The following is a 22,118-nucleotide window of genomic DNA, read 5'->3' as shown; positions in this document are numbered from 1 at the left end:
GTCGCCCGCCGCCCGCCGAGGGCAACCCGCCCCCGCACGCGCGCGGGGGCGGGTTGCCGTCGGCGGTCCCGCACCGAGGTCGCGACCGGTGAACCGGTACCAGCGGGTTCGCCGTCGCGGGCGTCCCACGTTTGGGGGCGCATGAAGTGCGGTAGCGATCGGGGAGCGCCACCCGACGCTGCGAAAGGACGCTCATGACCTCGATCGTGCAGACCGTGAACGAGGAGGCGCGCGCGTACGAGGGCGGTGCCTCCCGGCCGACGCGGGCCTACTTCGCGACCCTGCTGACCTACGGGGGCTGCCTCGCCGCCGTCGGCGGCCTGGCCCGCCTGCGCGGGCGCGCGCTGCCCGACTCCCTCTCGCCGTGGGACCTGCTCCTGGTCTCCCTCTCCACCCACAAGCTCTCGCGCACCCTGGCCAAGGACCCTGTGGCCAGCCCGCTGCGCGCGCCCTTCACCCGCTTCAAGGGCGCCTCCGGCCCCGCTGAGCTGCACGAGGAGGTGCGCGGCACGGGCGCCCGCCACGCCATCGGCGAACTCGTGACCTGCCCGTTCTGCCTGGCCCAGTGGGTGGCCACCGCCCACGTGGCCGGCCTCCTCTTCGCGCCCCGCGCCACCCGACTGGCCGCCGGCACCATGACCGCCGTGGCGCTGTCGGACTGGCTGCAACTGGCCTACGCCTGGCTCCAGCAGCGCGCCGAGGGCTGACCCCGCGCCCGCGCCGGCGCCCCGGCGGGCCTATCGTGCGGTGAACGCGCGCAGAGGGAGGCGAGGGGCCATGGCCGAGGACCGCGAGGACACGGCGGGACTGCTGCGGGGCCTGGCGGTGCTGGCCGGGCCGCTGCCGGAGTTCGACCCCGGCGCCGCGCCCGAGGAGCCGACCGCCCTGTTCACCGCGTGGCTGGCGCACGCCGTCGCGGCCGGCGTGGTCGAGCCGCACGCCATGACGCTGTCGACCGTCACGCCCGAGGGACGGCCCGAGGCGCGCGTCCTCATCCTCAAGTCCGTCGACGCGGCCGGGTGGCGGTTCGCCGCGAGCACCGCCAGCGGCAAGGGCCGCGACCTGGCGCACAGCCCGCATGTGGCGCTGACCTTCCACTGGCGCGAACTCGGCCGGCAGGTCCGGGTGTCGGGGCGGGCGGCGGCCGAGGACCCCGCGCGCTCGGCCGCCGACTTCCGGGCCCGCTCGGCGAGCGCCCGCGAACTCGCGCTGCTGGGCCGCCAGAGTCAGGTGCTGGCCGACCCCGCCGACATCGACCGCGAACTCGGCCCGGTGCGCGAGCGCCTCGCCGCCGACCCCGGCCTGGTGCCCACGGAGTGGACGTCCTACCTGGTGGCGGCGGACGCGGTGGAGTTCTGGCAGGGCGCCGCCGACCGGCGGCACACCCGGCTGCGCTACACCCGCGAGCCAGGGGCCGGCACCTGGCGCCGCGACTGCCTCTGGCCGTGAGCGCGGGCGCGGCGCGCCGCCCGCACGCGGCCGCGACCGGCGCCGGGCCGCGCGCGGCTCAGTCGATGGCCTCCACGCACACCGTGTACCCGCCCAGTTCGAGCGAGCTGTCCACGATCGGGTCCCAGCCGGTCACACCGGTGCACACATGGGTGGTGTCGTAATCGGTGCTCAGGTCCGTCCCCAGGTCCGGCGGCGGCGGAGACGCCAGGCCGAGGACCGAGTACTCGGCCACCGCCGTCCAGCACGGGACCTCCACCTCACCCTCCTCAGGCACGTATCCCACGCAGTCTCCGGTCTCAAGGGAGCCGGTGCCGTCGTTCAGCGCCTGGCTGACCCAGCCGGAGAACCCGTCGTGGAACACGTAGAGCGCCCCCGCGATCCCGGCGGCGATCAACAGCCACCACCCGTACTCCGATCCGCTCTCCTCCTGCTTCTTCTCGGCGCCGGCCGGCGCGGGCTTCGGCCGGGCCGGGGGCGCCTGGCGCGGCGCGCTTCGCGCGTCGGAGGGCCGCCGCGCGGAGGAGGACCCGGACTTCCTGGCGGAGGAGGAGCCGGACTTGCCGGAGGAGGAGCCGGACTTCTTCTTGCCCGGCGGCCCCGAGGACCCCGGCGGCCTGCCCTTCGATGCGGACCCGGACGTCTTCTTCTTGGCGGCGGACCCGCCCTTCTCCTTCGCCGTGGACCGCTCCCCGGCCTTCGCGGCGGCCCGCCGCCGGGCGGCCTCGGCGTAGCGCCGGGCCGTCAGCAGGTGCAGGTCGGCGAGGAACCGCGACTCCAGCGCCGCCCGCAGTTCGGACTCCGTGCTGTGGCCGGGCGGCAGGACGTCGGTCAGCAGCACCGTCTCGCGCAGGGTGACCATGGTGGTGACCTCGCGCGGCAGCACCAGCGTGGTGGAGGCACCGCCGCCGGCCAGCAGCTCCAGCACCTCGGCCACCCCGGGGCGGGCGTCCGGTTCCTTGGCCAGGCACGCGGCGAGCAGGGGCACCAGCCGGGCCGGCACGCCGGTCAGGTCGGCCTCGGCGTGCACGACGCGGAAGGCCACCGCCTCGATCCGCCCGGTGCCGAAGGGGCTGTGCCCGGTCGCGGCGTAGGTCAGCACGCATGCCAGCGAGAACACGTCGCTGGCCGGCCCGACCCGGGCGCCCGTGGCCTGCTCCGGCGACATGAACCCGGCGGTGCCCATCACCGTGCGGGTCTGGGTGTAGCTGGTGGCGTCCAGGGCGCGCGCGATGCCGAAGTCGATCAGGCGCGGGCCGTCGGAGCCCAGGATGACGTTGCCGGGCTTGAGGTCGCGGTGCACCAGGCGGCAGGCGTGGACGGCGGCCAGCCCCTCGGCGAGCCCGGCGCCCAGCGCGGCCACCGTCTCCGCCGGCAGCGGCCCGTGGGTCTCGACGGCCTCGTACAGGGAGGGGCCGGGGATGTAGGCGGTGGCCAGCCACGGCGGGTCGGCGTCGGTGTCGGAGTCCAGAACCTGCGCGGTGTAGAACCCGCCCACCCGGCGGGCGGCCTCGACCTCGGCGGCGAAGCGGCGCCGGAAGCCGATGTCGTCGGCGAGTTCGGGCCGCACCACCTTCACCGCCACGGCGCGCCCGCCGGGGGAGCGGCCGAGGTAGACCTGCCCCATGCCGCCGCCGCCCAGCCGCGAGTGCAGGCGGTAGGGCCCGATCCGCCGGGGATCCTCGGCCCGCAGTGCACGACTCATGGCGCCTCCCGCAGGCACCATAACGGGCCAAACCCCCTGTCACACCGGCGTTGCCGCAATCGGTCACGATCCGAGCCGCAATCGTGACGAGGGGGCGCGGCCCTGCGCCGGGCGCCCGGCTCAGCGGTGGCTGAGGACGTTCACCACCCGGCCGGCGGGGTCGCGGACGAAGAACCGCCGCACCCCCCACTCCTCGTCGCGGAGGGGGTGGACGATCTCGGCGCCGCTCTCGCGGACGGCCGCGTAGACAGCGTCCACGTCGTCCACCTCGACGCTCATGTCGGGGGCGACCGGCGCGGTCAGGTCGCTCGCCATCACGCTGACCTGGGCCGCCGGGACGGTGGGCGAGGCGAAGGTGGCGATCCACCCCAGGTCCATGACCTGCTCGAAGCCCAGCAGGCCGTAGAACGCGCGGGTCTCCCGGACGGCCTCGGACCGGACGACGGGCACGACGCGGCGGACGGACATGGCGACTCCTCGGGCGAAGTACGGTTGCGGCCTCCCAGGAATACCAGTCCGCCACCGCGTTCGTACACACTTTCGGGCGCCGCTTCGGCGGCGGCCGCCCGCCCCGCGCGGGCGGGGGCCGCACCGCCGTCCCGGCGGGGCCGCAGGTCAGGGCGCCATTCCCAGGCTTGCGCGTGTACCCGGCCGGGCGCCGGATAGTCGTGGCCTCCAGGCACCACGGAAACGGAACGGGTGAGGAGGCGGCCATGCGGGGCTCCCGGGAGGCGGGCCGCCTGCTGTGCGACTTCGACTCCTCGGTGACGGCCGTCCGGGCGATGGGGAGGTTCCTGCGGGGGCGGGACTTCCCCGGCCTGGGCACCGGGCCGGGGTCGGCGCGGCTGGGCGACCTCGCGTCCGCCCTGCCCGAGCCCGCCCGCCGGCGCGCGTTCGTCCTGGGCGGCGCCGGCCAGGCCCGGCCCGCCGCCCGGATCGCCGCGCTGACCGGCGAGGACCTCGCCGCCTGGACCGCCGACCACTACGGCCCCGGCCCCTTCCCGGCGGTGTTCGTCGGCTCCGGCAGCGGCGCCGCGCTGCACCTCGCCGCCGCCCTGGGCGCCCCCGTGCTGCCGCAGACCTTCCTGCTGCCCGTGCGCGCCCGCCTGGACCCCGACGACCCGCGCGCGGCGCTGCGCCACGGGCGCCCCCTCGGCCGCCTCCTGCTGGACCGCAACCCCGACCTGGACCTGTGCCACATGCACGACCCCAACCAGGACCGGGCGATGGTCGGCCGCTTCATGTACTTCCGGGTCAAGCGGCTGCGCCTGGGCGCCGTGCTCACCCGGTTCCTGCGCGAGCGCCTGGCCCCCGGCGGCACCGTGTTCGTCCTCGACTGCCCGCTGCGCTGGCCCGCCACGGTGCTGGGCGAGCGGCAGCGCTTCCAGTTCGGCGCGCTGGGCGGGATCCCCCCGCACGCCTACACCGAGGGCGGCGAGCCGGTGGCCCGCTTCCTCGCCGAGCAGGGCGCCGCCGCCCGCACCTGGGACGCGCCCGAGGCCGACGCCGAGCGCCCCGAGGCCGAATGGGGCTACGACGACGCCCTCACCGCCGACCTGCGCGCCGTGGCCGCCGAGCGCGGCCTGCGCCTGCGCCGCGTCACCGTGCCCGAACCCGAGCTGCTCAGCCCCCTGGTGGCCGAGCTGTACCACTGGTGGTACGCCCGCCTGGGCCTGCCCGCCGACCGGCTGGTGGTGGAGACCTACAACCAGTGGGAGCCCTACTGGGCGATGCGCACCGGCTCGGTGCCGTTCTGGCTGCACTTCCCCACGGCGCCCTCCCGCGACCGGCTCGCCGACCACCTGCGCGCGGCGCCCGCCTACCGCGACATCCACGTGAACCTGTTCTCCAACGGGCTGCGGTCGATGGGCCAGCTCCCGGCAGCGGAGTGGGGCGCGCTGGCCCGCCGCCACGCGACCGGCACCGGCGGGCTGCTCGGGGTGAACGCCCGCGCCTACCCCACCGACATCGGCGGCCTGCTGCGCTACCGCTCGGCGTTCGCCGCACTGGGCGCCCGCCAGGACCTGCCCCCGCCGCTGACCCTGGCGGAACTGGAGGAGTTCCTGGAGTCGGCGCGCGGCGGTGCGGCGCACCGCCCGGTGCGCGTCGCCGACGAGGACACCGGCGCCGGCACCGCCGCGCCGTGACCCCGCGCCCGCCCCCGCGCGAGAGGAGCCCCCGATGAGCGGCGCCGACGGGCACGGGCACCCGCGCTTCCCCCGCCGCAGCGTCGTCACCCACCACGACGGCCTGTTCGGGCGGATGCGCGCCCACACCGTGGGCGAACCCCGCCCCGGCGTGCCCGAGGCGGTCCTGGTGCAGGGCCTGGGGGTGTCGCGCTACCTGCTGCCCGCCCTTGCCGCGCTGGGCGCCTGGACCCGCGCCCACCTGCTGGAACTGCCCGGGTTCGGCGGCAGCGGCGATCCGCCCCGCGAACTCGGCGTCGCCGAGCACGGCCGGTGCGTGGCCGAGTGGGTCTTCGCCCGCCACGACGCGCCCGTCGTCCTCATGGGCCACTCCAGCGGCACCCAGGTGGCGGCCCGCGCCGCTCACCACCATCCCCTGGTGGCCGGCGCGGTGCTGGCCGCCCCCACGATCGACCCGGCCGCCCGGCACTGGGCGCCGCTGGTGGCGCGCTGGCTGGCCGACGGCCGGCTGGAGGCGCCGGGCATGAACGCCACCCAGCGCCCGGAGTGGGTGCGGGCGGGGCCGCGCCGCCTGCTGCACACCGTGGCGGCGCACCTGGCCGACGACCTGGAGGAGTCGGTGGCCCGCCTGGAGGTGCCGGTGCTGGTGCTGCGCGGCCGCCGCGACCGGATCGCCACCGAGGACTGGGCGCGCCGGGTCGCCGCCGCCGCGCGCGAGGGCGCCTTCGCGCCGATGCCCGGGGCCCACGCGTTCTGCTGGTCCCACCCTGACGCGTGGTCGGCCCCGGTGCGCGCGTTCGCGCTGCGGGCGGGCGGGGCCGCGACGGGCGGGTGAGGCCGCCGGGCGCCGCCCGCGCGTGCAGAAGGAGGCCGGCCCGCCGCGCCACCGCTAGCGCAGCACGGGCTCGGCGGGGCCGGCGGACGCGTCGGCGGTGAGGCGGCCGCGCTCCAGGCGCAGCACGTGGTCGGCGCCGCGCGCCACGGCGGGGTCGTGGGTGGCGTGGACGACGGTGACCCCTTTGTCGCGCAGGGCCGCCACGGTGTCCAGGACCGCCTGCTGGGCGGCGGCGTCCAGCCCGGTGGAGGGCTCGTCCAGCAGCAGCAGGTCGGAGCGCTGGGCCAGCCCCTGGGCGAGCAGGGCGCGCTGGCGCTGGCCGCCCGACAGCGAGCCCAGGCGGCGGCGGGCGAGGTCGGCTATGCCCAGGCGCGCCATGCACTCCGCGACGATCGCGCGGTCCTCGGCGGTGAGGCGCCGCCACGGCCCCCGATGCGCCCACCGGCCCATGGCCACGGTGTCGGCCACGGTGACCGGCAGGGTGTCGGGCACGGCGCTGTGCTGGACCACCAGCGCGGGCCGCCCGGTGTGGAAGCGCTCCACGGTGCCCGAGGAGGGGGTGTGCACCCCGGCCACCACGCCCAGCAGGGTGGACTTGCCCGAGCCGTTGGGCCCCACGAGCGCGGTCACCCGGCCGGCGGGGATGGCGGCGCGGACCTCGTGCAGCACGGGGACCGACCCGTAGGCGGCGCTGACTCCGCGCAGGTCGACGGCGGTTGATGTGGGCTTTTCCACGGCACCCCCAATTGACAACGATTATCGTTTCCATCGTACAGTCGTCCGTATGGAATGGCTGACCGACCCGTTCGAGGCGTCCTTCGTCGCGCGGGCACTGTGGGGTGGACTCCTCGTCGCGGGCACCTGTGCCCTGGCCGGCACCTGGGTGGTGCTGCGCGGCATGGCGTTCCTCGGCGACGCGATGTCCCACGGCATGCTGCCCGGCGTGGCCCTGGCCTCCCTGCTGGGCGGCAACCTCTTCCTGGGCGCCGCGCTGAGCGCGGTGGCCATGGCGCTGGGGGTCAGCGCGGTGACCCGGTGGTCGCGGCTCTCCGCGGACACCGCCATCGGCCTGCTGTTCGTGGGCATGCTCGCGCTGGGCGTGATCATCGTCTCCCGCTCCCAGTCCTTCGCGGTCGACCTCACCGGGTTCCTGTTCGGCGACGTCCTGGCCGTGCGGCCCGCCGACCTCGCCGTGCTGGGCGCCGCCGCGGCCGCCGCCGCCGTGGTCTCCCTGCTGGGCCACCGCGCGTTCGTGGCGCTGGCCTTCGACCCCCGCAAGGCCCAGACCCTGGGACTGCGCCCCCGCCTGGCCCACACCGCCATGGTCGGCCTGGTCACCCTGGCGATCGTCGCGTCCTTCCACGTGGTGGGCACCCTGCTGGTCTTCGGCCTGCTCATCGCGCCCCCCGCCGCCATGGCCCTGTGGGCGCGGCGCATCCCGGCGATCATGATCGGCGCCGCCCTGCTGGGCGCCGCCTCCACCGCCGCCGGCCTGGTCGTCTCCTGGCACCTGGACACCGCCGCCGGGGCCACCATCGCCGCCGTCGCGGTCGGACTGTTCTTCTGCTCCGCGCTGGCCGCCCGCGTGCGCGACCACCGGCCCGCCCGCGCGGCGGCCGCCGCCTCCTGACACCCCGCGCCCCCTCCCCGCCACCCCCTCCCGACCGCCCCCGCCCCGCCCCCTAGGACCCGCCCCCCACCGCACCCCCCGCACCCCGTCCCCGCACCCGCGACAAGGAGCACGAGTCCCCACCATGAAGCTGGGCAGCACAACCAGAGCCGTCCTGGCCTGCGCCGCCGGAGGGCTGCTCGCCACCGGCTGCGGCGCCGCCGCCGAGGACACCGCGGCGCCGGAGGAGACCCCCACCCCCCACGGCTACGTCGAGGGCGCCGAGGAGACCGCCGAGGCGCAGTGGCGCCTGGTGATGGCCGACACCGGCACCGGCGCCGTGCACATGCTCGACCCCGCCACCGAGGAGGTGACCGAGGTCGGCTCGGCGCCGGGCGCCGAGGAGGCCGCCGCCGACGGCCGGTTCGCCTACTTCGGCACCGGCCGCACCGCCGCCGTCCTGGACAGCGGCACCTGGACCGTCGACCACGGCGACCACGTGCACTACTACCGCGCCGAACCCGCGATGGTCGGCGAGATCGCGGCCGAAGGCGGCCTCCAGGCCGCCGCCGACACCAAGGCCGCCGCGCTGACCTCCGCGGCCGGCGTGGCGATCCTGGACCGCCCCGCCCTGGAGGAGGGCGAGGTCCCCCGGGCCGTCGAGCGCGAGGCCGCCGCCGCCCTGCCCTACGGCGGGCACGTGGTGGTGGTCGGCGCCGACGGAACCGTCGAGGTCCTCGACCGCGACGGCGAACCCGCCGGCACCGCCGTCGAGGAGCGCTGCCCCGACCCCGCAGGCCAGGCCCTGACCCGGCGCGGCGCCGTCCTGGGCTGCGCCGACGGCGCCCTGGTCCTCACCGAGGACGACGGCACCTGGACCGCCGACACCGTCCCCTACCCCGACGGCGCCGCCGACCCGCTGACCGCCTTCCACCACCGCCCCGGCGCCGCCGTCCTGGCGGGCGCGAGCGGCGACGGCGTGTGGGTGCTCGACGTCGGCGAGCGGAGCTGGACCCGCCTCGACACCGGCCCCGCCGCCGCCGTCAGCGCGGCCGGCGAGGACCTCCCGGTGCTGGTGCTGGGCGAGGACGGCACCCTGCGCGCCTACGACCCCGCCACCGGCGAGGAGACCGCCGCCACCGAGCTGATGGACGACGTGCCCGAGGGTGTCAGCGTCCGCATCGACACCAACCGCGCCTACGTCAACGACCCCGCCGCCGACGCGGTCTACGAGATCGACTACAACGACGACCTGCGCCTGGCCCGCACCTTCGACCTGGGCTTCAGCCCCGACCTCATGGTGGAGACGGGATGGTGACCCCGCGGCCGGGCCGCCGGCCCGCCCCCCGCCGCGCCGCCGCGGCCCTGCTCGCCCTGGCCGCCGCCGTCGCGCTCACCGGCTGCGGCGCCGCCGGCGGCGAGCGCTCCGGGATCGTGGTCACCACCAACATCCTGGGCGACCTCACCCGCAACGTCGTCGGCGACCAGGCCGACGTCACCGTGCTGATGCGGCCCAACGCCGACCCCCACTCCTTCGCGATCTCCGCCCGCCAGGCCGCCGAACTGGAGGACGCCGCCCTGGTCGTCTACAACGGCCTGGGCCTGGAGGAGGGCGTGCTGCGCAACGTCGAGGCCGCCGAGGCGGCCGGCACCCCCGCCCTGGCGGTCGGCGACGGCGTCGACCCCATCAGCTACACCGAGGGCGAGACCGCCGGGCAGCCCGACCCGCACTTCTGGACCGACCCCGTGCGCGCCGGCGAGGCGGTCGACCTCATCGCCGACGCCGTGGTCGAGCAGGTCGATGGCGTGGACGCCGACCGCATCCGCGCCAACGCCCGCGACTACCGCGAACAGGTCGAGGAACTGCACGCCCACGCCCGGGAGCGGTTCGGCGCCATCCCCGAGGACCGGCGCCGGCTCGTCACCAACCACCACGTGTTCGGCTACCTCGCCCAGCGCTACGACTTCGAGGTCGTGGGCGCGGTCATCCCCAGCGGCACCACCCTGGCCTCGCCCAGCAGCGCCGACCTGGACTCCCTGGCCACCGCGGTGGAGGAGGCCGGGGTGCCCGCCGTGTTCGCCGACTCCTCCCAGCCCGACCGCCTGGCCCGGGTCATGGCCGAGGAGGCCGGCGTGGACATCGAGGTCGTCCCGCTGTTCTCGGAGTCGCTGACCGGACCCGACGGCGGCGCCGCCACCTACGCCGAGATGACCCGCCACAACACCGACGCCATCGCCGACGGCCTCACCGGCTGAGCCGGTGAGGCCCCGGCGCCACCCCACCCCCCGCACTCCGGGGCGGCCCGCTCGGGTCCCCCACCCGCATCACGAGAAACGGAAGTGAACCATGCCCCACCACCCCCGCCCCCTCTCCCGGCGGCGCGGCCGGGCGGCGCTGTCCGCCCTGGCCGTGCTCGGCCTGAGCGCCACCGCGGCCTGCGGATCCGGCGGCGCGGGCACCGGCGCCGCGCCCGAGGAGTCCGAGCGGCCGGCCGCCGAGGCCGCCGACGCGCTCGTGGCCACCTACGACGGCGGCCTCTACGTCCTCGACGGAAAGACCCTGGAGGTCGTCGAGGACATCCCGCTGGAGGGCTTCAACCGGGTCAACCCGGCCGGCGACGACCGGCACGTGCTCGTGTCGACCTCCTCGGGGTTCCGCGTCCTGGACGCCGCCGGCGCGCGGCTGACCGACGACAAGTTCCCCGCCCCCGAGCCCGGCCACGTCGTGCACCACGCCGGGCAGACCGTGCTGTTCTCCGACGGCGCGGGCGAGGCCACCGTCTTCGACCCGGCCGACCTGGGCGAGGGCCTGCCCGAGGCCGAGAAGCACACCACCGAGCACCCCCACCACGGTGTCGCGCTGGTGCTGGAGAACGGCGAGATGGTCGTGACCCTCGGCGACGAGGAGGAGCGCCCCGGCATCCAGGTCCTCGACGCCGACCGCGAGGAGGTCACCCGCAACGAGGAGTGCCCCGGCGTGCACGGCGAGGCCACCGCGCGGGACGAGGCCGTGGTGATCGGCTGCGAGGACGGCGTGCTCGTCTACTCCGGCGGTGAGATCACCAAGGTCGACAGCCCCGACGACTACGGCCGCATCGGCAACCAGGCCGGCCACGAGGAGTCGCCCTACGTCCTGGGCGACTACAAGACCGACCCCGACGCCGAGCTGGAGCGGCCCGAGCGGGTCTCGGTGATCGACACCGAGAGCGGCGAGCTGGAGCTGGTCGACCTGGGCACCAGCTACAGCTTCCGCTCGCTGGGGCGCGGCCCCGAGGGCGAGGGGCTGGTGCTGGGCACCGACGGCGCGCTGCACGTGATCGACATGGCCGCCGGCGAGGTCACCGCCTCCCACCCGGTGGTGGGCGAGTGGAGCGAGCCCCTGGAGTGGCAGGACCCCCGCCCCACGCTGTATGTGCGCGGGGACACCGCCTATGTGACCGAGCCCGGTGAGAAGAAGGTCTACGCCGTGGACATCGCCACCGGCGAGGTGACCACGGAGGCCGAGTTGCCGGAGGCGTCCAACGAGCTGACCGGCCTGCCGGCCGCCTGACCGGCGCGCCGCCGCCGGGTCCCGGAACCCGACCCGGCATCGGACCCCGGAGCCGGGCTCCGCAACGGATTCCGGCACCGGGCTCCGGCACCGCGCGCCAGGGCACGCGGGCGCCCCTCCCCTCAGGGCGCCTGCGTGCCCGCCGGGTCCGCGCCGGGCAGCGGCTCGGGCGAGCGCAGCCGGCCGCTGACGAACACCCCCACGATCATCGCCACCCCCGGCAGGCCGACCCCGGCCGCCGCCCACTCCTGGCCGAGCAGGCCCAGGGTGATCGCCGTGCCGAGGATGGCGAACAGCGACACCAGGCCGAAGACCTGGCCGCGCCCGGCGATCCGCGCGCGCAGCTCCAGCTCGCGGTCGGCGCGGTCCTGCTCCCGCATGTCCATCGCGACCTGGTGGTCGAAGCGCAGCCGCTCCAGTTCGACCAGGCCGCCCGGGCCGTCCGTCTTCTCGGTCACTCCGAACTCTCCGGATCCGTGGAGCCGTTGGGGGGTGTGTCGTCCTCGTGCGAGCCGCCGAGGCGGCGCCGGTTCGCCCGCCAGGCGACGTGAGGGCGGCGGAACGCGTGGAAGCCGAGCGCGGTGGCCGGTACCGCGACGCCCGCCGCCACCAGCGCGCCCAGGACCCACAGCAGGGCCGAGGACTGCGCCGAGGAGACCGTGCCGACCAGCACGACCGCGATGACCAGGCCGCTTCCGGCGAGCAGGGCGGGCAGCAGGCGCGCGCCGGTCCGGGAGGAAGCCGGCACGGGAGGAGGCGCGGGCACGACCGGCTCCGCCCAGGGCGGGGGCGCGGTCTCGCCGCCCGCGCGGGGGTCGGTGGCGGGGGACGGTCCCCACCCCGAGGGGAGCACGACGTCGTCCTCGTCCGCGAAGTCGGCGGTGTCGGCCGGATCGGCGTCCGCCAGGTCCGCGGCCTCCGCGTACTCCGGGGACCGCGTGCCGGTGCGCGGCGCCGGGCGCGCCGCCAGGCGGGGCGGCGGCGCGTGGCGGCGCGGCGCCGGAGCCAGCCGGGTGTCCAGGGCCGTGGCGCCTGACAGGTCCCACGCGCTGAGCGCGCCCCGGGCGGTGAGCCGCCGCCGCATCGGCCGGGCGACCCGGACGGGCGCCTCGCGGTCGGGCGGGGGTGGGGCAGGGGGCGCGGTGCTCCTCGGCGCGGGCGGTGCCACCGGGGTTACCGGCATGGCCGGGACCGCCGGGCCGAAGGGGGAGTCGGGCAGCGGCACCACGGTGGCGGGCCGGGACTTGGGCGGAGCGTCCGTGGTCCCGCTGTTGGCCACGGTGTCGACCGCCGGGTACCCGGCGGCGATGATCCGCGCGATGGGCTCGGGCAGCCAGCCCTGGCCGGGTGCGGGCGCCTCGGCCGCCCGCAGCGCCTCGGCCAGGTGCTCGGCCGTGGGCCGCCCGGCGGGGTCCTTGGCCAGGCACGCGGCGAGCGGTTCCGCCAATGCGGCGGGCACGTCCGCGAGGTCGGGGGCCGCGTGGAGGACGCGGTAGGCCGCGGCCGCGTCCGTCTCCGCGGCGAACGGGGAGCGGCCCGTGGCGGCGTAGACCAGCACGCAGGCCAGCGCGAACACGTCGGCGGCGGTACCGGCCGGCGCGCCCGCCAGCGTCTCGGGTGGCAGGAAGCCCAGGGCGCCCAGGCCCAGGCCGGCCACGGAAGAGGAGGAGTCGCCGGCGGCCGCGCGCACCAGCGCGGGGGAGACCAGCAGCGGGCCGTCGGCGGCCAGCAGGACGTCGGCGGGGACCAGTCGGCCGCGCAGCAGGCCCGCCGCGTGCTCCTGCGCGAGCCCCTCGGCCGCGCCGGCTCCCAGGACGGCCACGGTGGCGGCGGGCAGCGGGCCGTGCCGGTACACCGCCCGGTCCAGCGGCATCCCGGCGACGAACGGGGTGGCCACCCACGGCGGGTCGGCCTCGGTGTCGGCGGCGAGCACGGGGACGGTGCGGGCGCCGCCGATCCGGCGCAGCGCCGCGATCTCTCGGACCAGGCCGCGCCGGAGGCCGGGTTCGGCCGCCGCCAGGGCGTCCAGCAGGGTGACGGCCACGCGCCGCCCGTCGGGCGCCGCGGCGAGGTAGGTCCGTCCGACCGCGCTGCGGCCCAGCCGGTGCAGCACTCTGTAGGGACCGATCCGGTGCGGGGCGCCGGGCCGCTGGGGCTCCGCCATGGCATCCCTCCGCTCCGGTGCGCACTCCTCGCTCCGCATCATCGCAAAATCGCGCCCGCGGGGACACCCGAACGCCGACGGAAACCGACGGAACCCGCCCGAGCCCGTACGAGCCCGTACGAACGCGTCCGGCCCCGCACCGGGCGGTGCGGGGCCGGGGACGCTATCCGGTGAAGGGCCCCTGGCGGAGGGGTCAGGCCCTCAGCCCTTGTCGAGGGCGGCGCGCACCGTCATCGGCAGGCGCTCCTCCAGGAACCGCGCCATGTCCTCCTCCTGGCGGAGGATGGGGGTGAGGCGCGCGGCGATGCCGTCCTCGCCGAGGCTGTGCGCGGCCTCGATCAGCGCGCGGTAGCACGCGATCTCGAAGTGCTCGGCCGCGTAGTCGGCCAGGGCGTTCTTGACCAGGGTGTCCTTGAGCGGCTTGTTGGCCATGCCCTGGACCGAGCCGAACAGGTTGCCCACCGTCGACTTGGCGCCCGAGACGCTGCCGCCCAGCGACTCCACGCACTCCCGCACGATCTGCGCCTGCTCGCGGGTCTCGTCGATGTGGCGCAGGATGCGGGCGTGCACGTCGGAGTCGCCCTCGGCGTCCTTGGCGTGCCGCTCCAGGGTCTCCTCCAGCGCCTTCTCCATGGCGTAGGCGTCGTTCAGCCAGACGGTCAGATGCTCGCGGCTGTCCATGCCGGGTCACTCCCTCAGTCGTCGCTTCTTCTTCAGGGCGTGCGCTGTATCTGTCTTGTCGTGCCCTTGCGGTCTTTGCCGTTGCGTGGCGCTTCCTTGTGCGGGAGTTGCCCCTAACCGGCGCCACCGGCCGCAAACACCCGGCCCGCCCCGGCGCCGGCCGCGCGGAGCGACAGCAGGTGCGCGACCGGTGCTTCGACGGATGCGCGCGGCCGCCGTGCCCGCTGAGACTGGAGGTCCCCCGCCCGAAAGGAGAACCCGCCGATGCGAGCCGTTCTCACCGCCCTGCTGACCACCGCGGCGCTCCTGGCGGCGGCCGCCGCGCCCGGCGCCGCGCACGCCCAGGAGCGCGTCCCCGTCCTCTTCGTCCACGGCTACGGCGGATCCGCCGGCAACTGGGACGACCTGGCCGCCGACCTCGTCGCCGACGGCTGGCCGGAGGCGGACCTGCACGCGATCGACTACGACTCCACCGCCTCCAACACCGAGACGGCCGAGGTGATCGCCGCGGAGGTCGACGCCGTCCTCGCCGAGTCGGGCGCCGACCGGGTGGACATCGTCGCCCACTCCATGGGCGGGCTGTCCTCCCGCTGGTACCTGAAGTTCCTCGGCGGCCACGAGCGCGTCGACGACTGGGTGTCGCTGGCCGGCCCCAACCAGGGCTCCACGGTGCGGCTGCCGTGCGTGGCCGTCCAGCCCTCCTGCCAGGAGGTCGTGGCGGGCTCGGAGTTCCTGGCCCGGCTCAACTCCGGCGACCCCACCCCGGGGGCCGTCGGCTACACGACCTTCCGCTCGCTGTGCGACCTGATCGTGCGCCCCAGCACCAACGTCATGCTCACCGGCGCCGACAACCGCTACGCGGGCTGCGTGGGCCACACCGCCTTCCTCACCGACCCCGGGGTGTCGGCGCAGGTCCGCGCGGTCCTGGCCTGACCCCGGCCGGTGCCTCCGCCCCCGGCCGCCGGGTGCGGCGCGCCCCCCGCGCGGGCGGCGCGCCGCACACCTCAGCCCGCCTCCGGCCGCGCGCCCCCGTGCGCGGGCGCCCCGCGCAGCAGGAGCAGCAGGGCGGCCAGCGCGGCGGCGACCGGCGCGCCCCACAGCAGCACGTCGGGCACGGCCGCCGCCGTCGCCTCCGGGCCGGCGGCACCCGCCAGTTCGCGGGTGAGCAGGCCGCTGAAGGCCGCCACGCCCAGCGCGAGCCCCAGGCCGCGCACCACCACGGCCGCCGAGCTGACGGCGGCCAGGTCGGCCGGCGCGGCGGCGTTCTGCGCGGCCACCACCAGGTTCTGCATCAACAGTCCGAACCCCGCGCCCAGCAGCGCGATCTCCGCGGCGAACACGGCGTAGGGCGTGCCGGGACCGAGCGCGCCCAGCAGGACGAAGCCCGCCGCCGCGACGACCGCCCCGGCCACCAGGACGGGTGCGAAGTGGCCGGTGGCGCCGGCGCGCGACCCCGCGACCGTGGAGACCGCCATGAACACCAGCACATAGGGGTTGAGGGCGAGCCCCGCCTGAGTGGCCCCCATGCCGTAGGCGGCCTGGAGGAAGGCGGGCAGGAAGAACACCGACCCGCCGAGCAGCACGCCCAGCAGCCCGCACGCGGGCAGCAGCACCCGCAGCGCGGGCACGGCGAACAGGCGCGGCGGCAGCAGCGGGTCGGGCGCACGGCGCTCCCGCCACACGAACAGCGCCGCCAGCACCGCCGCCGCCACCGCGAGGGCGGGTGCCGTGCCCGACGTCCACGCCCGGGCGCCGCCGCCCCACTCGGCCACCAGCAGTACCGCAGTGGTCGCGCCCGCCAGCAGGGCGGCGCCGGCCAGGTCGGTCCGTCCGCCGCCACCGGGCGGCCGGGGCAGGCGCAGCGCCCACGCCGTCAGCCCGAGCGCGAGCAGGCCCAGCGGCAGGTTGACGTGGAAGATCCATCGCCAGCCCCAGATGTCAGTGATGGCGCCGCCCGCCAGCGGCCCGCCCACGCTGGCCAGCGCGAACACCGCGCCGGTCAATCCCTGGACCCGGCCGCGCAGCCGCTGGGGGTACAGCTCCGAGAGCGCGACGGTGGGCAGCACGAACAGCGCTCCGGCGCCGAGGCCCTGCACGGTGCGGGCCACCACGAGCTGGGGCAGTGTCTGGGCCAGCCCGCACAGCGCCGAGCCCGCGAGGAAGACGGTGATGGCGGCGGTGAACACGGCGCGGCGGCCGAACCGGTCGCTGAGCCGGGCGTAGAGAGGTCCGGTGGCGGTGGAGGCCAGCAGGTAGGAGGTGACCACCCAGCCGATCCCGGCCATGCCGCCCAGGTCGGCGGCGATGGTGGGCAGGGCGATGGCCACCACCGTCTGGTCCAGCACCGACAGCAGCATGCCGATGAGCAGGCCGGCCGTCGCCGGACCGGTGCGGGCGGGCGCCCCGGCGGTCGCGGGCGCGGTCACGACGGGCTCCCCGCGCGGGGGAAGGGGTGGGGCAGGCCGAAGTCGGCGCTGAGCAGGTCCTGGTCGATCGCGGCGCCGGCCACCGACCCGGACCCCGCCGCGACGGCGACCGCCGCCGCCGGCACGGGCAGGGTGGCGCGCCGCGCCATGTCGCCCGCCGCGTAGACCCCGGGGACGCTGGTCCGGTGGAGCTCGTCCACCTCCACGCAGCCGTCGGCGAAGACCGCGCAGCCCAGCCGGGCCGCCAGGCCGCTGCGCTGCCGGGGCGCGTTGACCACGAACACCGCGTCGGCGGCCAGGGGCGCCCCGCCCTCGAACGCCACCTGCTCCAGTTGCCCGCCGGTGCCCTCCAGGCAGACCACGGGTTCGCAGCGCACGGCCGCGCCCGCCGCCGCCAGCGCGGCGCGCGCGTCCGCGTCCAGGGGTTCGCCGCCGGTGCACAGCACGACCTCGGCCGCGAAGCGGCTCAGCTGGAGGGCCAGCCGCACGCGGGGCGGCGCCGCGCCGAGGACCGCCACGCGGCGGCCGGCGCACTCGTGGCCGTGGCAGTAGGGGCAGTGGAACGCGGAGCGCCCCCACAGCGCCTCCACCCCGCGCGGGCCGGGCAGGTCGTCGGCCAGGCCGGTGGCCAGCAGCACCCGCCGCGCATCCGCCCTATCGCCGCCGGCCAGGACGACGGAGAAGCGGGGCTCGGCGGCGCCGTCCGCGCCCGCCGCGTCGACCGTGCCGTCCGCGCCCGCCCGCGCGAGGTCGGCCACCGCCCCCGAGCGCACCTCCACGCCGGGGTAGGCGGCGAGTTCGCGCCGCCCGATCGCGCGCAGCTCGCCCGGCGGCGTGCCGTCGCGGGTGAGGAAGTTGTGCACGTGCGCGGCCGGGGCGTTGCGCCCCTCGCCGCTGTCGATCAGGAGCACGGTCCGGTGGACCCGCCCCAGGGCCAGGGCCGCGGCCATACCGGCCGGGCCGCCGCCGACGATGACGGCGTCATACATCGCTGCCTCCACATTCGCGGGGTTTCGCTTGACGTGGCGGCAATACTGCAAGTTAATGTCAACATGAAGTCAACTGAGACGCTGCGCATCGGCGAACTGGCCGAGCGCTTCGGCCTGGCCCCGCACGTCCTGCGGCACTGGGAGGCCATGGGCCTGCTGGAGCCCGCCGCCCGTGTCAGCGGCCGGCGCCGCTACACCGCCGACCACGCGGTGCGGGTCCTGACCATCCTGCGCGGCAAGGCGGCGGGCATGAGCCTGGAGCAGATCCGCGACGTCGTCACCGTGTCGGGGCGGGCCGAGCGGCGGGCGCTGCTGGCCCGCCACCACGCCGACCTCGACCGCCGCCTCCAGGAGTTGGCGGCGGCCAAGGCGCTGATCGAGCACCTGATGGAGTGCACCGCCGAGGACTTCACCCAGTGCCCGGCCTACCGCCGCCTCGCCGCCGACGCGGCCGGGCTCAGCGGCCTGAGCGGCGCCGCCTGCGTGGTCGAGGAGTCCCGCGCGCACGGCGGCGCGGCCCCCGAGGGGACCGCGCCGCGCTGACTCCGGGCGCCGGGTGCCGGCGGGGGCGGGCGGCTCAGCCGCCCAGGCCCACCGCCGCCGCCATCAGGGGGAGCAGCAGGATGATCAGCACCGCGCCGACGATGTCGAACACGATGCCGGTGCGGATCATCCGGGGCAGCGCCACGCAGCCCGAGCCGTAGACGATGGCGTTCTGCGGTGTGGAGACCGGCAGCATGAACCCGAAGGACGCCGCGAAGGTGGCCGCCAGCGCCGGCACGAACGGGTCCACCCCGGCCGCCGCCGCCAGCGGGATCACGATCGGCACCACCACCGTGGCCGAGGAGGTGTTGCTGGTGGTCTCCGAGACCAGGATCGCCAGGAACACCCCGAACGCGGTGATGGCGAACACGCTGCCGATCCCCAGCCCGCTCGCCGCGCCCTCGCCGATGGTCTCGGCCAGGCCGGTGGAGGACAGCAGCGCGCCGAAGATGATGCCGGTACCGAACAGCAGCACCGTGCCCCAGTCGATCCGGGCGGCGTCGCTCCAGTCCAGGGTCATCCGCCGCCGGCGCCAGTCCACCGGCAGCACGAACAGCATCGAGGCGCCGAAGACCGCCACGATCCCCTCGTCCAGCCGCTCGTCCAGCAGGGTGTACAGCGGCGCCTCGGTGCCCAGCGCCAGGCCGGCCACCGCCGGGGCCAGCCACAGCACCACGGTGACGCCGAAGGCGACGACGGTGTTGCGCTCGGCCCGGCTCATCCGGCCCTGCGCGGCCCGCTGCTCGCGGATGTACTCGTTGACGCCCTCGATCCGGCGCACCTCCGGCCGGTTGAGCAGCAGCACCACCACGGCCAGCACCAGGAACATGGCCAGCACGATCGGCAGCGCCGCCGCCATCCACTGGAGGATCGAGATGCGCTCGCCGGTGGCCTCCTCGATGAGGGCGCGGCCGATGAGGTTGGGCGGGGAGCCGATGGGGGTGAGCAGGCCGCCCACGCTCGCGCCGTAGGCCAGCATCAGCATCAGCGCGGCGCCCACCCGCAGTCGGGTGGGGTCGAAGTCGGGGCGCACCTGGCCCCGGTCCTGCATCATGCGCGCGATGACCGTCAGGATGCCCATCGCGGTGGGCAGCAGCATCGCGACCGTGGCGGTGTTGGAGATGAAGCTGGACACCAGGCAGGTGATCACGCCGAACGCCAGCACGATCCGCAGGGTCGAGGAGCCCACCCCCGGCAGCGCCAGGATGAAGAACGCCATGCGCCGGGCGACGCCGTGCTTCAGCATGGCCTGGGCGATGATGAACACCCCGATGAAGGTGAACACGGTCGTGGAGCCGAACGGCGCCAGCACCTCGTCGGGCGGGGCCACGCCCAGCAGCACCACCGCCGCCACCCCGATCAGGCCGCCGATGGGGATGGGCACGCTCTCGCAGATCCACAGCGCGATCACGCCCAGCAGCACCGCACCCAGCGCCTGCTGGGTGGGGTCCATGTCCAGCGGCAGGAAGTAGAACACCAGGGCGGCGGCCGGCGCCAGGAACCAGCCCAGGGTGCGGCGGCCCGACTCGAACCGCTCCTCGGCGGGGGAGAGGCGCTGCTCGGTCAGCTCCCCCTGCGAGCGCCCGGCCAGCAGCGCCCGCTCCACGTCGGTGCGGGCGCCCGGACCGGGCGGGGAGGGTTCGGGTGCGGGGGTGGACTCCGATGCCATGGGGGGTCTCCTTCGCTCGGTTTCGCTGGATCACTCTCACGTGTGACCGCGAACACGTCAATGACGCGATGGCTCTGACACCCATAGGCTGGCCCTATGGATTGCGGCCCGACGAGACGCGAGGGGACCTGACGTGGACGCCCGGCACCTGGGCTACTTCCTGGCCATCGTGGACCACGGCGGGTTCGGGCGGGCCGCCGCCCACCTGCACATCGCCCAGCCCTCGCTGTCCCAGGCCATCGCGGGGCTGGAGCGCGAACTGGGCGTGGACCTGTTCCACCGGGTGGGGCGCGGCGCCGTGCTCACCGACACCGGCGCCCGGATCGTCGAGCCGGCCCGCCAGGTGCTGCGCGACCTGGAGACCGTGCGCGCCACCGCCCGCTCGGCCCGGGGCCTGCGGCGGGGCCGCGTCGCCCTGGTGACCATGCCCTCGCCCGGCATCGAGCCGCTGACCACGCTGATGGCCCGCTTCGCCCGCGCCCACCCGCTGATGACCGTCAGCGCCGAGAGCGCCTTCACCCCCGAGGAGGTCGTGCAGGCGGTGCGCACCGGCGCCGCCGAGATCGGCCTGCTGGGCGCCGCCGAGCACCCCCGCCTCGCCGACCTGCGGGTGCTGCCGGTGGCGGACCAGCCGCTGGTGCTGCTCTCCCCGCCCGAGGGAGACGACGACCCGCCGCCCGGGCCGGTGGACCGCGCCGGCCTCGACGGGCTGCGGCTGGTGGTCTCCCAGCCCGGCAGCCTGATGCGCCGGCTGGTCGACGACATCCTGGCCGGCGGCGCCGACGCCCACATCGCCGCCGAGGTCGGCCACCGCACCTCGATCCTGCCGCTGGTGCTGGCGGGGGTGGGGCACGCGGTGGTGCCCGAGTCGTGGCGGCCCACCGCCGAGCGGCTGGGCGCGCGGGTGCGGCGCATCGAGCCGGTCTCGCTGCTGCGGGTGATGGTGGTCTGCCGCGCCGCCCGGCTCACCCCGGCCGCCCAGGCGTTCCTGGAGACGGTCGAGGGCTACGTGGCGGACACCGCCGATGCCGCCGATGCCGCCGAGGCCGCCGGCCACGGCTCCGCCGACACCGCCGACACCGACGCTGCCGACGGCTCCGGCGCCGCCAATTCATAGGACGAGCCTATGACCGGTATCGGGGATCGGTCTTGGACGGCGCCCGCGCCGGCGCGGTTGACTCGGCCTGCGACGCCGACCCGTGGAGGAGCCATGTCACCGTCCAGCCGCACGTTCCGCATCGCCGCCATCCCCGGCGACGGGGTGGGCGCCGAGGTGGTCGCCGCCGGCCGCCAGGTCCTCGACGCCCTCGCCGCCGACTCCGCCGGCGCCCTGGAGTTCGCCTGGACGGAGTTCCCCTGGGGCTGCGACCACTACGCCCGCACCGGCGCGATGATGGACGAGGACGGCCTGGAGCGCGTGCGCGGCTTCGACGCCCTGTACTTCGGCGCCGTGGGCTGGCCGACCGTGCCCGACCACGTCAGCCTGTGGGGCCTGCGGCTGCGGCTCTGCCAGAACCTCGACCAGTGGGCCAACGTCCGCCCGGTCCACTTCCTGCCCGGCGTCACCAGCCCGCTGCGCGCCGCCGACTCCGCCGAGCTGGACTGGATGGTGGTCCGCGAGAACTCCGAGGGCGAGTACGGCGGGTTCGGCGGGCGCAACTTCTCCGGCCGGGGGCCGGGCGCCGAGGTGGCGGTGCAGTCGGCGGTGTTCACCGAGGCCGGCTGCGAGCGGATCATGCGCTTCGCCTTCGACCTGGCGCGCACCCGCGACCGCCGCAAGGTCTCCAGCGTCACCAAGAGCAACGCCCAGCAGTACGGCATGGTGCTGTGGGACGAGGTGTTCGCGCGGGTGGCCGCCGACTACCCCGACGTGGAGACCGAGAGCGTGCTGGTCGACGCCATGGCCGCGAAGTTCGTCCTGCGGCCGGCGGACCTGTCGGTGGTGGTGGCCTCCAACCTGCACGCCGACATCCTCTCCGACCTGGGCAGCGCGCTGGCCGGCAGCCTCGGCCTGGCCGCCAGCGCCAACCTCAACCCCGAGCGGCGCTTCCCCAGCATGTTCGAGCCCGTGCACGGCTCGGCCCCCGACATCGCCGGGCAGGGGGTGTGCAACCCCGTGGGTGCCATCGGCAGCGCCGCGCTCATGCTGCGCCACTTCGGACTGGACGCCGAGGCCGGGAGGGTCGAGCGCGCAGTGCGGGCGGCCTGCGCCCGGGGCGTGCTCACCCGCGACGTCGGCGGGACGGCCACCACCAAGGACGTCACCGCCGCCGTGATCGACCACCTGGGCGACTGAGGCCCGCCGGCCCGCCCGCCGCGCCCCCCGACACGCCCGCCCGTCCCGCCTGGCT

General features: G+C 76.4%; 20 protein-coding genes and 1 pseudogene. 12 read left to right on the top strand and 9 right to left on the bottom strand.

Annotation, left to right across the window (positions count from 1 at the left end; all coding sequences use genetic code 11):
* Positions 1–194: 194 nt before the first annotated feature.
* Complete coding sequence (locus tag LG943_RS06140; protein ID WP_270071201.1) at positions 195–707, top strand: DUF1360 domain-containing protein; 513 nt, start codon at positions 195–197, stop codon at positions 705–707.
* A gap of 70 nt (positions 708–777) precedes the next feature.
* Positions 778–1,449, top strand: a complete 672-nt coding sequence (locus LG943_RS06135) for a pyridoxine/pyridoxamine 5'-phosphate oxidase (protein ID WP_270071200.1) — start codon at positions 778–780, stop codon at positions 1,447–1,449.
* A 58-nt stretch (positions 1,450–1,507) separates the two neighbouring features.
* On the opposite strand, the gene LG943_RS06130 is transcribed toward LG943_RS06135, so the two are convergent.
* Positions 1,508–3,154 carry a serine/threonine-protein kinase gene (locus tag LG943_RS06130; RefSeq protein ID WP_270071199.1) on the bottom strand — a complete coding sequence of 549 codons (1,647 nt, stop codon included), beginning with the start codon at positions 3,152–3,154 and terminating at the stop codon, positions 1,508–1,510.
* A gap of 120 nt (positions 3,155–3,274) precedes the next feature.
* Positions 3,275–3,622 carry a VOC family protein gene (locus LG943_RS06125; protein ID WP_270071198.1) on the bottom strand — a complete coding sequence of 116 codons (348 nt, stop codon included), beginning with the start codon at positions 3,620–3,622 and terminating at the stop codon, positions 3,275–3,277.
* 245 nt (positions 3,623–3,867) lie between these two features.
* Between LG943_RS06125 and LG943_RS06120 the strand changes: the two genes are divergently transcribed.
* The gene (locus LG943_RS06120) at positions 3,868–5,301 is read left to right on the top strand and encodes a hypothetical protein (protein WP_270071197.1); all 1,434 of its coding nucleotides are present in this window, start codon (positions 3,868–3,870) and stop codon (positions 5,299–5,301) included.
* A 34-nt stretch (positions 5,302–5,335) separates the two neighbouring features.
* Positions 5,336–6,136, top strand: a complete 801-nt coding sequence (locus tag LG943_RS06115; RefSeq protein ID WP_270071196.1) for an alpha/beta fold hydrolase — start codon at positions 5,336–5,338, stop codon at positions 6,134–6,136.
* A 54-nt stretch (positions 6,137–6,190) separates the two neighbouring features.
* Here the strand turns inward: LG943_RS06115 and aztA are convergent, their stop codons facing one another.
* On the bottom strand, positions 6,191–6,871 hold the full coding sequence (aztA, locus tag LG943_RS06110) for a zinc ABC transporter ATP-binding protein AztA (protein ID WP_270071195.1): 681 nt from the start codon (positions 6,869–6,871) through the stop codon (positions 6,191–6,193).
* Between the two features lie 49 nt (positions 6,872–6,920).
* Here aztA and aztB point away from each other — a divergent pair.
* From aztB to aztD, 4 genes and pseudogenes are all read left to right on the top strand, one after another.
* Positions 6,921–7,739, top strand: a pseudogene (gene aztB / locus LG943_RS06105) (zinc ABC transporter permease AztB); the annotation flags it as partial.
* A gap of 151 nt (positions 7,740–7,890) precedes the next feature.
* A complete protein-coding gene (locus tag LG943_RS06100; protein ID WP_270071193.1) occupies positions 7,891–9,063 on the top strand; it encodes a hypothetical protein in 1,173 nt (390 codons plus the stop codon).
* A complete protein-coding gene (aztC, locus tag LG943_RS06095) occupies positions 9,057–10,001 on the top strand; it encodes a zinc ABC transporter substrate-binding protein AztC (protein ID WP_270071192.1) in 945 nt (314 codons plus the stop codon). Before LG943_RS06100 ends, aztC begins: the two co-directional genes overlap by 7 nt.
* Before the next feature lie 91 nt (positions 10,002–10,092).
* Positions 10,093–11,295 (top strand): zinc metallochaperone AztD, encoded by a 1,203-nt coding sequence (gene aztD, locus LG943_RS06090; protein ID WP_270071191.1) that lies wholly within the window; start codon positions 10,093–10,095, stop codon positions 11,293–11,295.
* A 122-nt stretch (positions 11,296–11,417) separates the two neighbouring features.
* On the opposite strand, the gene LG943_RS06085 is transcribed toward aztD, so the two are convergent.
* From LG943_RS06085 to LG943_RS06075, 3 genes are all read right to left on the bottom strand, one after another.
* On the bottom strand, positions 11,418–11,753 hold the full coding sequence (locus tag LG943_RS06085; RefSeq protein ID WP_270071190.1) for a hypothetical protein: 336 nt from the start codon (positions 11,751–11,753) through the stop codon (positions 11,418–11,420).
* A complete protein-coding gene (locus LG943_RS06080) occupies positions 11,750–13,459 on the bottom strand; it encodes a serine/threonine protein kinase (RefSeq protein ID WP_270071189.1) in 1,710 nt (569 codons plus the stop codon). The genes LG943_RS06085 and LG943_RS06080 overlap by 4 nt, the downstream gene beginning before the upstream one ends.
* A 201-nt stretch (positions 13,460–13,660) precedes the next feature.
* The gene (locus LG943_RS06075) at positions 13,661–14,140 is read right to left on the bottom strand and encodes a DUF892 family protein (RefSeq protein ID WP_270071188.1); all 480 of its coding nucleotides are present in this window, start codon (positions 14,138–14,140) and stop codon (positions 13,661–13,663) included.
* 264 nt (positions 14,141–14,404) lie between these two features.
* On the opposite strand from LG943_RS06075, the gene LG943_RS06070 reads away from it, so the two are divergent.
* Entirely contained in the window at positions 14,405–15,073 is a 669-nt protein-coding gene (locus tag LG943_RS06070; protein ID WP_270071187.1) for an esterase/lipase family protein, read from the top strand.
* Between the two features lie 71 nt (positions 15,074–15,144).
* Here the strand turns inward: LG943_RS06070 and LG943_RS06065 are convergent, their stop codons facing one another.
* Positions 15,145–16,566: an MFS transporter gene (locus tag LG943_RS06065; protein ID WP_270071186.1), complete on the bottom strand. Its 1,422-nt coding sequence runs from the start codon at positions 16,564–16,566 to the stop codon at positions 15,145–15,147.
* Positions 16,563–17,555 (bottom strand): NAD(P)/FAD-dependent oxidoreductase, encoded by a 993-nt coding sequence (locus LG943_RS06060; RefSeq protein WP_270071185.1) that lies wholly within the window; start codon positions 17,553–17,555, stop codon positions 16,563–16,565. Before LG943_RS06060 ends, LG943_RS06065 begins: the two co-directional genes overlap by 4 nt.
* A 63-nt stretch (positions 17,556–17,618) precedes the next feature.
* Between LG943_RS06060 and LG943_RS06055 the strand changes: the two genes are divergently transcribed.
* Entirely contained in the window at positions 17,619–18,098 is a 480-nt protein-coding gene (locus LG943_RS06055) for a helix-turn-helix domain-containing protein (protein ID WP_270071184.1), read from the top strand.
* A gap of 34 nt (positions 18,099–18,132) precedes the next feature.
* Here the strand turns inward: LG943_RS06055 and LG943_RS06050 are convergent, their stop codons facing one another.
* On the bottom strand, positions 18,133–19,767 hold the full coding sequence (locus tag LG943_RS06050) for an SLC13 family permease (protein WP_270071183.1): 1,635 nt from the start codon (positions 19,765–19,767) through the stop codon (positions 18,133–18,135).
* Between the two features lie 133 nt (positions 19,768–19,900).
* On the opposite strand from LG943_RS06050, the gene LG943_RS06045 reads away from it, so the two are divergent.
* Positions 19,901–20,884 carry a LysR family transcriptional regulator gene (locus tag LG943_RS06045; protein ID WP_270071182.1) on the top strand — a complete coding sequence of 328 codons (984 nt, stop codon included), beginning with the start codon at positions 19,901–19,903 and terminating at the stop codon, positions 20,882–20,884.
* 93 nt (positions 20,885–20,977) lie between these two features.
* Positions 20,978–22,063, top strand: coding sequence for a tartrate dehydrogenase (locus LG943_RS06040; RefSeq protein ID WP_270071181.1), 1,086 nt, complete (start codon positions 20,978–20,980; stop codon positions 22,061–22,063).
* The last annotated feature ends 55 nt before the right edge of the window (positions 22,064–22,118 follow it).

Source organism: Streptomonospora mangrovi, assembly GCF_027604915.1.
Lineage (GTDB): Bacteria > Actinomycetota > Actinomycetes > Streptosporangiales > Streptosporangiaceae > Streptomonospora > Streptomonospora mangrovi.
The sequence above is the reverse complement of the archived record's forward strand: the minus strand, read 5'-3'. Positions and strand labels throughout refer to the sequence as shown.